This window comes from Flammeovirga sp. MY04, from assembly GCF_001682195.2.
GTDB lineage: Bacteria > Bacteroidota > Bacteroidia > Cytophagales > Flammeovirgaceae > Flammeovirga > Flammeovirga yaeyamensis.
The window spans coordinates 1,774,882-1,790,309 of the sequence record NZ_CP003561.2; the positions used below are offsets into that span (position 1 = coordinate 1,774,882).

Consider the following 15,428-nt stretch of genomic DNA (forward strand, 5'->3'; position numbering starts at 1 on the left):
AGCAGATTACAACCGTACAACATAAATAACCAACACGACACAACTAACTCAACAATCTCCAAAAAGTGTAAAAAACAACGCATTATCAAAAGCATAGCATTTTGATAAAAAAGAATAGATAACTACCTTTATAAGCGTAAACAAAACGTTTAACTTTCTATAATAAGCTATTTGCTTTCGCTACTACTAGTAATTTTGTCCGACAATTTTAATTTAAACTCTTAATAAATACTCTATTGTATGAAATGAACAGTACTATCACTCTATAAACTAGACATGTCTTAATTTATTTAAGCATGGGAATTTCAATCTACGATTTCACTAAAAAAATATTAATTATGGCACTAATTCTATTCTTATGGTCTTTTGTGCAAAGCACGCTTACAGCAATAGCTATAAGCTTTGTAAACAAAAGCAGACTTAACTATATTTTATCTGGCATCTTCTTAACTTTGGGTGGAAATACTCTATTGCAATACTTAAATCGTTTTACCGATTTAAAGCACAATATGCCAGAATTTATGTTTGTATCTGACATGTTGGACTTTATGCTTCCAAGCTTAATCTTATGGTATGTTTGGGAATTATTTGGTAAGACCTTAAACAAAAAGGATTACTATATTTTTGCTCCAGCAGTCATCTCACTCATCTGTTCAATTACTTATATTACTTCTTTCCAACCATTTACTTTTAGTCATTTTATTGGTTCGATTTTCCATATCGGATTACTTGCAGGTATTGTCATGTGGAAATCGTTTGTTTTTTACAAAGTGTATAAGCAATTAAAGCTAGCTAAAGCGTCTGCTAAGAATAAACAAAAAGAGGACTTACTTTGGCCGAACATTTTATTAATGTTTATCGGTTTAAGCCTTTGGGTAGCTTTCTTGTTATTATCCTATCATTCATTTGTCATTCCATTATCAAACAATCCTACACAGGAGGTGATTCGTCAGATTATTGAATTCAATTATATCATCTTTAACAGTAGCATTATCTTAGTAACAATGTTCTTTGTAATGAAATATCCGAAGGCATTCTCAGGAAATACTATTGAGATTAAATTGGAAGACAAACAAGAAGATAATTCAATCTATAAATATTATGTTGAGCGTTTAAATCAGCTTATTGATGTTGAAAAAGTACATTTAGAAACTGAGTTAAACGAAAAAGGATTGGCTGAACAACTAGAAATTCAATCGTACCTTCTTTCAAAACTATTGAATGACCATCTAGGAAAATCGTTTAGTGAGTTCATCAACGAGAAACGTGTTCAACATGCCATGCACCTAATAGCTGAAGATACCGATAAAAAAATGACCAATTTCGCTATTGCAGTGGATTCTGGTTTTAGATCTGAATCTGTTTTCTATGTGAACTTTAAGAAACATTCTGGTATGACTCCAAGACAATATCGTTCACAATTAAAAGAAAAAGCAGCTTAGAATATTTAACTTTCTGATGTTGAACTAGACCTTATCACTTATGTGGTAGGGTCTTTTTTATACAAACAAAACAACCTCATAGTAACACTATGAGGCTGAACCATACTTTGAAATGAATTATTATTTTTTTTACTGTCTAAGTATGCTTTATCATGAGCTTATCTTTAAAAAAGAGAGATCATGAAATAGATATACCTGCTCTGTCCACTAATACAGGCACATCAAAGTCTAAATTCGTTAAAGGTGCTATCTTAAATTCATCGCATTGAATTGTTTGTTCCCAATGTGATGGAACTACCATTAAAGCTGCACCTAAGGCAGACGTATTGTCTAACGACAGTGTACTTACCTCAATTTCTTTGTACACTGTAGCGATGGTCTTGGTGAAGATTTCATTTTTCACAAACCCTCCGCTGATATATATTTTTTCGTAAGTCTGACCCTCTTCCATTATTTCTTTCACTTGATCAATTTCTTTTAAGGTTAATTCTAACATTAATTGATGATACAAGTAGTCGATGGATTCTCCTTCGGGCCAATTACATTTTGCTTCTTCTTCTGTGTAGGCATTCAGGTTTTGAATAATGTAGTTTCCATTATTCATTTCTTCCCATGCCTTTTGATAATGCGCTTGATTAAATCTTATAAATCGATAGAAACTTTCTTCAAGATCAAATGATGTGCGTAAACAGTCACAGTAAACATCGTGCACTCTTCCCAACATGTACCTTGACGATAGAATCTTATTTCTATCTGTATTTATATTCAATAGACAATCATTTTGTAATTGTGATAATGATAAGTCTCCATTGAAATTTGGGTTCATATTGATTGCCCATGTTCCTGTTGAAATCAACAAGAAAGGAGCACCATCACTTATCTTCTGGTAAGGTTGAATAGAGGCTGTACTATCGTGAATACCAATACCAACATTTACCTCTTGATGTGTAATTTCTTTCTTTATACTACCTATAAATCGATTATCTACGATCTTAGGAAACGACAACTCTTCGTCGCTCACCCACTGATGATAATCGTCTTTTTTAAAGTCCCACAAAGCGGTATGACATCCTATTGAAGTAATGTCTGTTGCTTGTAAACCGGTAAATTTATAGAACAAATACTGAGGAAAATGTAGCGAATGAGCCACTTCTTCCCAGTGGTTTTGTCGATGATACTTCATCCAGTACAATTGTAAACCTGAATTCAGGAATTGTAAAATTGGTGAAGCCGTTTGTTCTGAGAATACATCAGCACCTCCATATTTTTGATACAAGGCCTGATAAAAGTTTTCTGATGTTTGCTTTAAGTAATTGTAGAAGCTACCTATTCTGTTTCCCTGTTTATCAAGGTGCACCATAGAGGCACCGTAACAAGAAAAGTTTAAGGCAACAATTCTATATTTTGATGATTGTAGTTTTTCTGAAAAAGAGGAGACCATCCATATCACCAATACATCGATGTCTTCGCATGGACTTCCGTCCTCGTCTGTTTTCTCTTTTAGTTTGATCTCTTTGTGATCAATTACTTGAAACTGCTGATTGTAAATCAGCAGTTTCTTATTTGTTTTACCGATATCAAAAACGGCAATTGCTTCTTGTAACATAATGTACTCCTTTACACTAGTACTTCCCCTCTGTGAAGAAGGTGTGACTTTTCGTAATCCTGAACAACATCAATAATTTCGCTGTCTAAAGCCGTTTGCTGTTGTAAACAATAGTAATCCCAAACAGCACCCCAAGGCAACGATTTCGCTTGCTCTAGTAAGAACATTCTTTCGAAATTCTCTCCTTTTTCTTCATGTGCTTTAATTAAATCTGTTGGCTCAAGTAAAGCCAATAAGAATGCTTTTCTTGCAGCTCTACAGCCAGTAACGTATGCACCTACACGATTAACAGAGGCATCAAAGAAATCTAAACCAACGTTTGTTTTATCTAATGCTCCTGCTCTAACTACTTCCTGAGCAATTAGTGTAGATTCATCATTAAGAGTAACGACGTGATCAGAGTCCCAGCGTACACCTCTTGTCATGTGAAGAAGAATCTCATCTACAAATTGTAAAACTGAAGAGATCTTATCGCCCACTTGTTCTGTCGGGTGAAAGTGACCATTATCCAAACAAATCAATTTGTTGTTTTTGATGGCATACCCTAAGTAGAAATCATATGATCCTACTACCATTGATTCACTACCAATACCAAACAACTTACTTTCCACTGCATCCTTCATGTATTTCGAATCGTATTCCGTTTCGAAAATTTCATCCAAAGATGCCTTTAGAAGAGTTCTATGGCCAAGACGATCTACACACATGTCTTTAGAACCATCTGGAATCCAAGTATTATGGATACAAGGTTGTCCTAGTTGTTTACCAATCTCGTTTGAGATTTCTCTACAACGTTTTACATGTTCGATCCAGAATTTTCTAACTTCTTCGTCCTTGCTAGAAAGTGTAAAACCATCTTCCGCTTTTGGGTGAGAGAAACAAGTAGCATTAAAATCAATACCTACATTATTTCTTTTGGCCCAATCGATCCAACCCTGAAAATGTTTTACTTCAATCTGATCTCTATCGACCATCTCGCCATTAAACTCTCCATAGATTGCATGTAAGTTCAGTTTGTGATTTCCTGGTAAAAGTGAGAGTACTTTCTCCAAATCTGCTCTCATTTCTTCCACTGTGTTAGCTTTTCCAGGATAGTTTCCAGTGACCTGAATACCCCCTCCCATCGAAGATACTTTGGTCTCAAAACCTCCCACATCGTCGGCTTGCCAACAGTGTAAAGAAATAGACAAGTTTTGAAGTGACTCCAATACTTTATCTGTATCTATTCCATAGTTAGAATAGACGTCTTTTGCTAATTTATACGTTTCTATAATAGTCTGATTGCTCATCGCTTTAGTAATTTGTCCTTTACAAAGGAAATAAATGTACTTGTTACAATAAATACACGTTTTGGGAAAAAGTTTGCACATTTTGATATTTGATATATATTAATATCATGTATATATTGCATATATGAAGGATTTAAACAACTATTTGATACCTAGTGAGGAAGATATAAACTGGGGACTATATATTAATGTAGTCGGACAAGCTACTGTACAAGCCGGGCAAGCTTATCCCGATCCTCAACATCCTACAGGGTATTTTTTTAAATGGGAGAAAGGTAGAGTTCTTCGTGAATATCAAATACTCTATATTGTTGAAGGAGAAGGAATTTTTGAGAATAAAGAATCAACATATGAAGTTCAAAAGGGGAACATTATCTTTTTAAGACCTGGTGAATGGCACCGCTATCAACCGAATAAAAAAACGGGGTGGACAGAATATTACATTGGTTTTAATGGTGATTGGATGGGCAATGTCATTCAACAAGAAACATTTCAAAATACCCAACTCATTTCCACCTCTGCATCAGGACAAATCACTTCTCTATTTCATGATCTATTTGATATCGTAAAAGAGGAACGTTTAGGTTATCAGAAAATAGGTTGTGGAATTATACTTCAGATTATTGGACATGTCATTCAGCTTTCAAAAAAGAGAAATGATTTAGGACAAGGAGAAAAACTTGTAGAACAAGCTAAAATTAAGATGCAAGAGGCATTGTACACTGAAGTGGATTTCCAAGAATTCTGTGACGAAAATAACATTTCCTATTCCTACTTTAGAAAAGCATTTAAAGAGTTGACTGGATTGGCTCCATTGCAGTATCATCTAAACCTAAAAATAATTAAAGCTAAAGAATTATTAGTGGGGCATCAGAAAAAAGTGAAAGAGGTGGCTTTTGAATTGGGCTTTAATTCGGTGTATTATTTTTCTAGATTGTTTAAGCAGAAGACTGGAGTTTCGCCTAAGGAGTATCGTAGTTGATTATTTAAATAAATAATACTTGAAATAATCTATTATGTATAGACCTGCTATATGTATAACTTAGCAGTAAGTAAAATATAGCAGGTCCAAGAGTTACATTTGTTATTCTAAACGCTTATTTCCCCAACATTTCATCCTTTAGTTCATCGTTAATTGGTTTATTTCCTAACCAAATGGAAAAAAGTGCTTTCTGAAAATTGATATTATCTATAACAAGCAACTCATTGTTATTTTTTATAATTCTACAGAGGGTGTCTTCCGCAACAAATTGAAACTTGTCGCCATTCACTACTTCATCCTTAAAAACACTAAGGAACATATTAATTTCATCATCAATTTCTAGAGAATTTCTAAAATATTCAAAACCCTCTTTTACTGTTTCTTCAATTCGTTCTTTTGTCACAAAGTCAGAAATGATATCAAGTTGTACTACTTTATGTTTTACATTATACAATACATCATTCGGATTGCTTGATTTGTCCTGTAAATACAAGCTACTTACATACATTGGGAGAAAGTATTTAGTTCTTACCCCTGCACCATTTAGTTCCATTTTTTTGCCATGGACATTAATATAATTTTGTAAGGTGACGTTTGAAATTTCGGTAGTTTGACCTAGAGAAAATAAAGTAGTAAATACAGTAAAAGTAAATATGAAAATCGTTTTCATTAAAAAATTATTAAGCTTAAAATACAATATCTTATTTATATAATGCAATGTACAAAATTTAATAAATGTGTTTATTGTTGCGCTAAATCTACATTGTTAATGTTTGTTTACTATTCAATTTGTTATCCTGTAAACAGATGTATGATATTTCATATTGTTATATAACAAATTACTTTAAGCACAAATACTCATCTCTATTCTGCACTTTGTGTTAAGCCGAAGGAGTCTCTAAGAACTCTTCATAGTTTTATATCTATGACATATCACCCAATATTCATTTTTTTTAATCGTGATAACTAAAAAACTTATACAATTGAATAGTGCGTAATGTTACCTGCTACTTAACATTGCAAACAGTCAATAACAAAACAAACTTTCTAAATTCATTTTTCTTTAAACTCCTATTTTCAATGAAAATATTCAGATTATTAAATCACAAGTAAATCTTTCCAAAGATAAAGTAATATTACCTTGTGTTTATTTGATGAAAGAACTACAGAAAATTCCTATAGACTTTTCTGTTTGCTACGCTCCATTAAGTTTAAAATCAAAATACATTTATTGTCTCTTTTTTATTGTAAAGAGATAAAGCTACAGTTGTAAAAATGGGGAAATCAAAAGTATATGCTTAGTAAAGAACAAACGAAATGAAAATTGGATTATTTATACCCTGCTATGTCAACCAACTATATCCAGAAGTTGGAATGGCTACTCTAAAACTATTGGAACAATTTGGTGAGGTCGAATATCCAACTTCACAAACTTGTTGTGGACAACCTATGGCTAATTCTGGATGTGAAAAAGATAGCATTGGTGCTATTAAAGTCTTCTTTGAAGCTTTCCAGAAATATGATATCGTCGTAGGACCATCTGCAAGCTGTGTTTTACACCTTAGAGAACATGGTGTAAAACTATTTCCTGAAGCCAAAGAAGTTATAGACAAGACGTATGATCTTACAGAATTTTTATATGATGTCGTAGAGGTTCGTTCTCTAGAAAGTTATTTCCCTTATAAAGTAGCACTGCACAAAAGTTGTCATGGTTTAAGAGGTATGCGCCTAGGAAGCTGTTCTGAAAAAGTAGAACGTCTTCCCAATAAACAAAGACAACTTCTAAAAATGGTCGATGGAATTCAGTTAATCTTTCCCTCCCGAAGAGATGAGTGTTGTGGATTTGGAGGGACATTTAGTGTTACAGAAAGCGATGTTTCTGTTCGTATGGGGAATGATAGAATACAGGACTATATGAATAATGGAGCAGAGTATATTACCTCAGGAGACATGAGTTGCTTAATGCATTTAGAGGGTTTAATTCATAGACAAAAACTTGATATTAAAATCATACATCTTTCTCAAATTCTTTCTTCTGATATCAAAAAGAAAACAGAACAAAAGGCACAAAAACTTACCACTCACGCTTAAATGATTTACTATGGGAATATCAACACACCCAGACGAGGCGAAAGCTTTTAATAAGCAATCAGAAAGAGTTACATGGCATGATAAAACACTTTGGTTTGTCAGAGAAAAAAGAGATAAATCCGTGCATCAACTTCCAGAATGGGAGACTTTAAGAGAGTTGGCTGCTCAGATTAAAGCACATACTTTATCTCACTTAGATGATTATCTACTTCAGTTTGAAAAACAAGCGAAAAAAAATGGCATAAAAGTACATTGGGCCAAAGATGCTGAGGATCATAATCAAATTGTGAAAGATATTTTGATAAAGCATGAGGCTAAAAAAGTCGTAAAGAGTAAATCCATGCTTACAGAAGAATGTGGTCTCAATCCGTATTTATCAAATGAGGGAATTGAAATAATTGATACTGATTTAGGGGAAAGAATCGTTCAGTTAGCGAAAGAAAAACCTAGTCATATCGTATTGCCTGCTATTCATAAAAAGAAAGAAGAGGTAGGTGAACTGTTCCATCAGCATTTACAAACTGATAAAGGGGCTACTGATCCTTCCTACCTTACTTTGGCTGCACGACAACACCTCAGAGAACAATTTCTTACCGCTGATGCCGCCATTACAGGAGTCAATTTTGCTGTGGCAGAAACAGGAGGTTTTGTGGTGTGTACGAATGAAGGAAATGTAGATATGGGAGCTAATCTAGCCAAAATACATATCGCTAGTATGGGTATCGAAAAGATCATTCCATTGAAAAAGCACTTAGGTATTTTTCTTCGTTTACTGGCAAGAAGTGCAACAGGGCAGCCAATAACTACTTATTCCTCTCACTTTCATAAACCAAAAAAAGGGAAGGAATTACATATCGTTTTGGTAGATAATGGTAGAACAAAACAACTTAGTAAACCCGACTTCAGGAGTTCGTTAAACTGTATCCGATGTGGAGCATGTATGAATACTTGTCCGGTATATAGAAGAAGTGGTGGACATAGTTATAATTATAGTATTCCGGGCCCTATTGGAGCAATACTTTCTCCTGGACAGGACTTAAATAAATACAGTTCTTTACCGTTTGCTTCCACGCTTTGTGGTTCCTGCACAGATGTATGTCCTGTAAAAATTGATATACATACCCAATTGTATAAATGGAGACAGATTATTGGGGATAAAGGGCATCTTCCTCCATCCAAAAAATGGTCCATGAAAATTACAGGTAAAGTCATGGGACATCCTAAAATATTTCAAATAGTTAGTTTGCTTGGAACTACGTTATTGAAGTCGCCTAAAGTAATTTTAAATAATCCATTCAATACATGGGGAAAAGACAGGGATCTACCACAACCGAAACAAACTTTTTCTCACTGGTATAAGAAACGAAACAAACATGAAGAACAATAGATCAAGTATTTTAGATACTATTAAACACACAAAAATACCTGAAGTCGAACTGCCAAGGATCCCCTATTTTCAAGGGTTATCATATGATATTTTAAATTACTTTACCGATATGCTTTATCAATTGGGTGTAGAAGTAATTAATGGTGAAAACTTGGAAGATCTCCCTCCTATTATTAGTCATCTAGGATATGATAACCAATTGATATTTACACAGTTTTGTGAATTGCCTTATAGAAAGAAAATCAAAGAAGAGAAACTTAAAGACATCTCACTTTCCATCTTAAAAGGTGAACTAGGTGTGGCAGAAAATGGGGCAATATGGGTGAATGATTATAAACTACCCCATCGTGCTTTAACGTGTATTGGGGAGCACTTAATCATCGTTCTTTCAAAGAAAAATATTGTATGGAATATGCACGAAGCTTATGATAACATTCAACCAGAAAATCATGGGTACGGAGTATTTATTTCTGGTCCTTCTAAGACGGCTGATATAGAGCAATCTTTAGTAAAAGGAGCTCACGGAGCTCGATCTTTGAAGGTGTTTTTATATGGATAAATAGTTTGTACGGACGTAGCTGTGCTACGTCCGTACAAGTCTCATTTACTAACCTAGATCTAACTACGTCAGGTTTTATTGAATAAGAGTAATGGAGAAAGCAGGTAAAGTAATTTTCTTTTTGATTTTAGATTTGCTGTTCGTTATACTTTCCCATCCTACTACTTGATTTGCTAAATCAGTGGTATAAGAGTTTGAAATTTTCCCTTTAAGATTTGCTGGTGCATCAAGAACCAATTCATTTTCTGTAAAATTGATCATGATGTATCTTTCTTTTCCTTCTTCATCAAAGAAAGAATACCCTTTTAAACCTAAAAACTCTTCGTCCTTATCGTTGACTAATATGGGTGTTTTATCAAATGATAAGGGGGCTTTATGTGACATCCCTTCAGTGGCCTGAGCAAATAATGAAGTTGATATTCCTCCTGCTGTCAAAGGATATTGCTTTTTAGAATAGGTATCATTTTGAGCATCAATTTGAGCAAATAAAGCACCGATCACATTATGGATATTCGTCACCTCAACATTTGCATGCATAAACTCTAAATAGTAAATACTAACGATTAAAGTTTGTGCCCAACTCCCTAAAACAATAGAGTTATCATCCCTCATATTGAATTCGGTAATCCAAATTGGAAGGTCTTTTTTAAGCTTCATCTTTTTATAACCTTCCGCATTGTGTTGGGTGGTTACCCACATATTGGTTCTAGCCTTATCGTCTTTTAATAGAGATTTTTCCCAATCTGCATACGATATTTCTGAGGATGGCCATTGTCTTGTCGCTGTTTTACTATCAGTTTGTCCTTCTGTACCTGCAGTGATATTCACTCTTTCTTGTGCTCCATTTAAACTTGCTGGACTATATTTATGGAAGGTAATCGCATCTGCATTAGGACATCTAGATAACACTCTGTTCGACCAATCGATATGTCTTTCTCTTCTTTCGATATTTGTACCAATTACAGCACACTTTACTCCAGGAAATTCCTTTTTAAGCGCATCTATCCAAATTTTACAAGTATCGCCTAATACTTCTGGAGTGGGATAAACTTTCATTGGTAGCGGAAGGTTAAAATAGATTTCATTCCCTAATTCAACATATTTGATATCAACACCTAAATCTCTCGCTTTCTTTAAGTTTCGAATAGAGTGATCTAAATCTTTACTTAACATATTCAACATGAATATGGCCTCTGTATTGGTTGTTTTTACCAATTCGCAAAAGTCTTCTACGGTATACCTCTGTTTTGATTTTGTTAGGTTTTGTTCCACCACCCACTTAATCATCACTTCGTCGGGTATACTACTATCCAGCCATCCTTTGTCCCAATCCCAGTAATTGCCAATCGTTCCACCAGGATAACGAATCGATTTAATATTTAAATCTTTTATCGACTCGATCAGTTTCTTATTGGTTTGAGGTTTTTGTATGCTAGTTAGGTTGGCATTTACACCTATCACATCTTTGTTCAGTTTTTTCTTATCTCCTATTGAAAAGGTTTGTGCCCAAGTGAATTGAGCACAAACCATACAGAACATAAGAACTACAATTTTAGGTAATCTTATCATGATCTATTGTCTGTTATACTTCAAGTAATTCTTCTTTAACAGAATGGGTAGAAAAGTTCAAATCTACTGCCCATTGTGTTTGATGAGGATGTCTTTCGTTGTGATCCTTCATACCGATATCAAGGACAAAATCATCGTTGATAACATCCAATCGCATCACAATTAAATTCTCTCCTTCTTTAAGATTTAGTTCTGTGTAAAAAGTGGATGGCCACCTTCTCATTTGCTTAGAATTCTTAAAGATTTCCTCACCATTTAACCAAACAGTAATAAAGTTACTATTACCGAAACATAACCATTTTTTGATAGCCTCTTTGGTATTCACTGTGGTTTGCAAGTAAAGCGATCGTTCACCTTTACCATAAAAGTACTGAGATAAATCGACAGTCATGGCACTCGGGGTGATTGTTTTCACTTCAAACGGCTGTGCATTTAAATCCATCTCTGATAAGTTTTTAAAATAATCTTGAGATAAATACTCTTGCTTCGCACATTGTAAATCGTGGTTCATATAGGTAGCCGAAGGCATGCTTGGTAACCCATGGTCAGGGTATTTTACATTCATTGGTGCTAAGCTTGCATCGTCTTGAATAAATGGTCCGAACATTCTCCATTGTCCATAGAAAGGAATGCCCTTCTGGAATTCGAATTCTTTATTAATTTTAATTGTATAACCAACTGAAATCACTCCCTCAACCTTTTTACCATTTAAGTTCAATGGTAACTCTACCTTAGCAATTGAAGACGGTGGCACATCAATAATACTCGCATTCTGAGGGTCATAATAATCTGATGTCAACTCTACAAAATACGTTTTAGTCACCTCTTCAAAGTTTTCGATGACTACTTCTACTGTTCCATTGGTTTGTTTTTCGAAGTTCGGGAAAATAGTAACTTCAGTGTGTAATGCGAATGTAGGTTGATGTTTTACTTCCAACGTTTCCACTTCAGAAAAATCAACTATTTGATTTTCAAATTGGAATAACTTAGCTGCTTGAACCGTCTTTTCTGTTAAATCAGAAATGGTATCCGGACAATCGATGCCTGTAATTTCTGGACTTACTACCAAGGCATTACCTATACGTTTTTTCCATAATGCTGGAATTTCGTCTGCTCCTCTAATAATACCGATCAACGCACCTGCAGTGGCTACAATACAATCAGAATCATGACCATAGTGTAATGCTTCAATACAGTGATCAAAATCGCCTTGTGCTTCCACCAAAGCTAGAATAGTATACGCTATATTCATTGGAGCCGATGTGAAATCTGCATCTCCGTAAACACTTTTGATTTTTCCTGTGACTACCTCTTTTTCAAAAGTGGCGTGCCAGTACATCACCTTATTCACCAAATCGAACATCAAAGAGTCTTTTGAAATGTAGTTTAATGCCTCTTTAAGTATTGCATTGGTATCTGAGTTTGTAAAAGCGATGGCAGCTGCTGCAGAAAAATACGCTTCCGCATCATCAGAAAATCCATGATGATCAACTTGTGAATCCATCTTTGCATAAAAAGCAGCCTTTTCCGGATTACCGGCACACAACATTCCCCAAATTTCAGAACGAATAGGAGACCCCATACTTTCATTCCAATATGGGTTGTTATGTTTACCTGTATCCGGATTGTCTAAACCAATTTTGATGTTTCTTGTAGCCACACCGTATTCATTCCAAGGAAAGTCTACATGATTGTCCCAATGCCAAGTGTAATCGGCACGTCTAACGTTTGGACCTTTTTTAGCAACCATGTCTAACCATAGTATTTGCAAATCAAGATCGTCGTTAGGGAAGTTTGTTTCGAAAAGTTTATCAGATAATTCAATATCATTAAAACACTTGTAGCCTTCGATTGGAGCTCCTAAGATACCTCCAGCACATTTTCCTAACCATCCTCCTAGGATCTTGTTGTAAAATTCTTCTTTGCTTAACATATATCTATTTCAAAAAATTGATTACTCGTCTGTTTCTCAAAAGTGGTTATTTATGTATTTAGAAGACTTTTGATTCTCAAAAACGAAGAAAGAAAGTAAAAATCGGAGTTCAGGATATAAAAAAAGCCACCTAAAAGGCAGCTTAATTTTCGTCACACATTCTTTAGGGAAGTTTTCTATACCAAGCACCCGCACCAGGAGTACTTATGTAAAAGAAAGTCCCTTCGGTTGATTTTACTATTCGACTAGATGTAAGACCCACAAAGTGTAGGTCTCCTGTAATATCTTCCCAATTAATTTCTCCGTTAGCCTGAATTGTCCCCATAAATACACCGAAACCATTCTGCTGTCTATGATTGTAGTAATTGATGATGATTTTATCATCAAAACCAACGATACCTCCTTTACTGGTAAACTTGTAGCTGTTTTCTACATAGCTGTACCATGATTTATTTTTCTCTAATCTAAATTCTTTGGCCATCTGTGGCGTAAAAATCTCTTTCCAAGTATTGCCATCATCTTCTGATAATAGAATTTGATAATCTGCATTATTTAACTCTGCTTTTACAGTTGGTCCTTCATAAAGCATATAGGTCTTACCATTGTTGGCCCAAACACTTAACTCAGCATCCCAATCGCCTCCATCTAAGATCTTATTCCAAGTCCATTCATCTCCTTTTTTTACTCCTTTAAACACTCCTAAATCACCTCTTGATGCTGTGAAATAAAGTATATTCGGATCATTTGGATGTATCTGAATGGTCTTTACACCATCGATTACTTTTAGATCATCACCCGTAATCAATCTACCTTTATAAGTATCAGAGTTTTTGATAGCTTTCTCTAAATCATCAATCACATACAGGCCATATTTGGATGAAAATGTGTATACTCTAGAAGGGTTGTGAGGATCTGCATAGATTTCTCGATAAATACCATCAGGCATTCCTAATTTATTCTCGGGACCGCCAGCCAATAGATGCCATTGGTCTTTTGGCGAATAATGTTCTAAAATTTTATAGTAAATACGTCCATCTTTTGCATGCCCACCATAACCTGATGTTGCCTGTGCAAGTACCACTTTCTTATCACCCATTTGAGCAATCTCAACAGATTGTACATCTGATAGAGCAATTGCACCTTGACGATGGAACAAGTTAGTCCAAGACTTACCGCCATCCCAGCTTTCCACTAATCCATTATCTGCTTGTCCTTGTATTACATAATTATCTGCTACTGCGATGTCGTAGGTATATGTACTTTCTGTTCCTCTGCTTGAATAGGTTGGAAAAGTTTTGCCAAAATGATGTATTTTGAATTCTTCGTGAGGTATACAGTATTTATTATTCCACTTATACTTTCCTTTTTGATCTTCTCCCTCAAATATTGTTTGATTGGTAGTTGACCAAATAGCTCTATCCCATGATTTTGGCGTGTAGTGAACGTATCTTGGATTGGGTTCTGCATAATCCCAACCCGAGTCATAATCACCTTGTCCCTGCCAAATAATTTGATAGCTATACTCTTTTAGTTTTCCTTTTTCAAAATTAAAAGTGCCTTCGTAAAGTCCATTTCTATCACCTTCTAAAGATAGAATTAATTTATGTTGATTTTCTGTTGATCTAACATCCACTTCAGGATACCAAAACTTTAATGGTTTTAATGCTACCCCATTTCCTTTATCAACAAGTTTCCAATTAATATTCTTGGTAGAGGTATAGTAAGGCAAACCATTTTTCCCTTTTTCAGTAAAAATACCATAAAGTACACTACCATCAGGAGAGATACATAAACCCCTGTGACCGCTTTGTTTTTTAGGATATGGGAATAATTTCCAGTCTTTCCCATAGTTTGTGGTTTTAAGAATACCACCATACATAGAAATATAAATCTCTCCTTTATTCTTTGGGTGAAAAACAAAATCTATGATATTTCTATCTTCTAATTGAAATTGATCTAAAACAATAGTCTCCCATGTTTTACCTTTATCCTTAGATACGAAGTACTTTGGCACTCCTCCTTTTACGATATTGATAAACTTTAAAAAGTTATAATCATCTCTCCATCCATATCCCGCAAACACTACATTGTTATCGTGAGGATCTACACGTGCAGATGCAATGGTATTTTCAATACTTTTTTTTACAAAATGATAGGTTTTACCTCCATCATAAGATGTATTTAAACCATTAAATGTTCCCACTGTTAAATGATTCGGATCCGATGGATTAACGGCTACAGCAAACACTCTATTTTGAGCTAACTGACCCGTCATGTGCCACGACTCTCCATTATCGGTCGACTTGTAAACCCCTTCCATATCAGAGGCTAAATATAATGTTCCGGGAGTTGAGGGATCACACACTACATCCTGTACTTGCCCTCCTGCACCGGGGTTGATCGAAATCCATTGCCCGAAGCAGGTAGAAGCACATAAAATAGTAGTTAGTAATAATATCGATTTTAATTTTTTCATAAGTTTTACATCATTTTTTATGTGACTCTAACAAGTACATTTGTTTGCTAACAAAGTAATAACCTGAGTTCGTCGAACTCAGATTAATATAATT

At 34.7% G+C, this 15,428-nt stretch carries 11 protein-coding genes; 5 read left to right on the top strand and 6 right to left on the bottom strand.

Annotated elements, in window-relative coordinates:
- The first annotated feature begins 338 nt into the window (after positions 1–338).
- Positions 339–1,442 carry a helix-turn-helix domain-containing protein gene (locus MY04_RS26355; RefSeq protein ID WP_158297932.1) on the top strand — a complete coding sequence of 368 codons (1,104 nt, stop codon included), beginning with the start codon at positions 339–341 and terminating at the stop codon, positions 1,440–1,442.
- 178 nt (positions 1,443–1,620) lie between these two features.
- Here the strand turns inward: MY04_RS26355 and MY04_RS26360 are convergent, their stop codons facing one another.
- On the bottom strand, positions 1,621–3,048 hold the full coding sequence (locus MY04_RS26360) for an FGGY family carbohydrate kinase (RefSeq protein ID WP_066215991.1): 1,428 nt from the start codon (positions 3,046–3,048) through the stop codon (positions 1,621–1,623).
- 11 nt (positions 3,049–3,059) lie between these two features.
- Complete coding sequence (locus tag MY04_RS26365; RefSeq protein WP_066215992.1) at positions 3,060–4,337, bottom strand: L-rhamnose isomerase; 1,278 nt, start codon at positions 4,335–4,337, stop codon at positions 3,060–3,062.
- 124 nt (positions 4,338–4,461) lie between these two features.
- On the opposite strand from MY04_RS26365, the gene MY04_RS26370 reads away from it, so the two are divergent.
- Complete coding sequence (locus MY04_RS26370; protein ID WP_066215993.1) at positions 4,462–5,319, top strand: AraC family transcriptional regulator; 858 nt, start codon at positions 4,462–4,464, stop codon at positions 5,317–5,319.
- A 115-nt stretch (positions 5,320–5,434) separates the two neighbouring features.
- Here the strand turns inward: MY04_RS26370 and MY04_RS26375 are convergent, their stop codons facing one another.
- Positions 5,435–5,989, bottom strand: coding sequence for a chalcone isomerase family protein (locus tag MY04_RS26375; protein ID WP_066215996.1), 555 nt, complete (start codon positions 5,987–5,989; stop codon positions 5,435–5,437).
- A 647-nt stretch (positions 5,990–6,636) separates the two neighbouring features.
- On the opposite strand from MY04_RS26375, the gene MY04_RS26380 reads away from it, so the two are divergent.
- The 3 genes from MY04_RS26380 to MY04_RS26390 are packed head-to-tail and all read left to right on the top strand — an operon-like array spanning position 6,637 to position 9,356.
- Positions 6,637–7,410, top strand: a complete 774-nt coding sequence (locus MY04_RS26380) for a (Fe-S)-binding protein (protein ID WP_066215997.1) — start codon at positions 6,637–6,639, stop codon at positions 7,408–7,410.
- A 10-nt stretch (positions 7,411–7,420) separates the two neighbouring features.
- Positions 7,421–8,797, top strand: coding sequence for a LutB/LldF family L-lactate oxidation iron-sulfur protein (locus MY04_RS26385; protein ID WP_066216000.1), 1,377 nt, complete (start codon positions 7,421–7,423; stop codon positions 8,795–8,797).
- Positions 8,784–9,356, top strand: coding sequence for a LutC/YkgG family protein (locus tag MY04_RS26390; RefSeq protein ID WP_066216001.1), 573 nt, complete (start codon positions 8,784–8,786; stop codon positions 9,354–9,356). The genes MY04_RS26385 and MY04_RS26390 overlap by 14 nt, the downstream gene beginning before the upstream one ends.
- A gap of 75 nt (positions 9,357–9,431) precedes the next feature.
- Here MY04_RS26390 and MY04_RS26395 read toward each other — a convergent pair whose 3' ends face one another.
- From MY04_RS26395 to MY04_RS26405, 3 genes are all read right to left on the bottom strand, one after another.
- Positions 9,432–10,925 (bottom strand): hypothetical protein, encoded by a 1,494-nt coding sequence (locus MY04_RS26395; protein ID WP_066216007.1) that lies wholly within the window; start codon positions 10,923–10,925, stop codon positions 9,432–9,434.
- Between the two features lie 13 nt (positions 10,926–10,938).
- A complete protein-coding gene (locus MY04_RS26400) occupies positions 10,939–12,858 on the bottom strand; it encodes an ADP-ribosylglycohydrolase family protein (RefSeq protein ID WP_066216010.1) in 1,920 nt (639 codons plus the stop codon).
- 163 nt (positions 12,859–13,021) lie between these two features.
- Entirely contained in the window at positions 13,022–15,334 is a 2,313-nt protein-coding gene (locus tag MY04_RS26405; protein ID WP_066216011.1) for a WD40/YVTN/BNR-like repeat-containing protein, read from the bottom strand.
- Between the last annotated feature and the right edge of the window lie 94 nt (positions 15,335–15,428).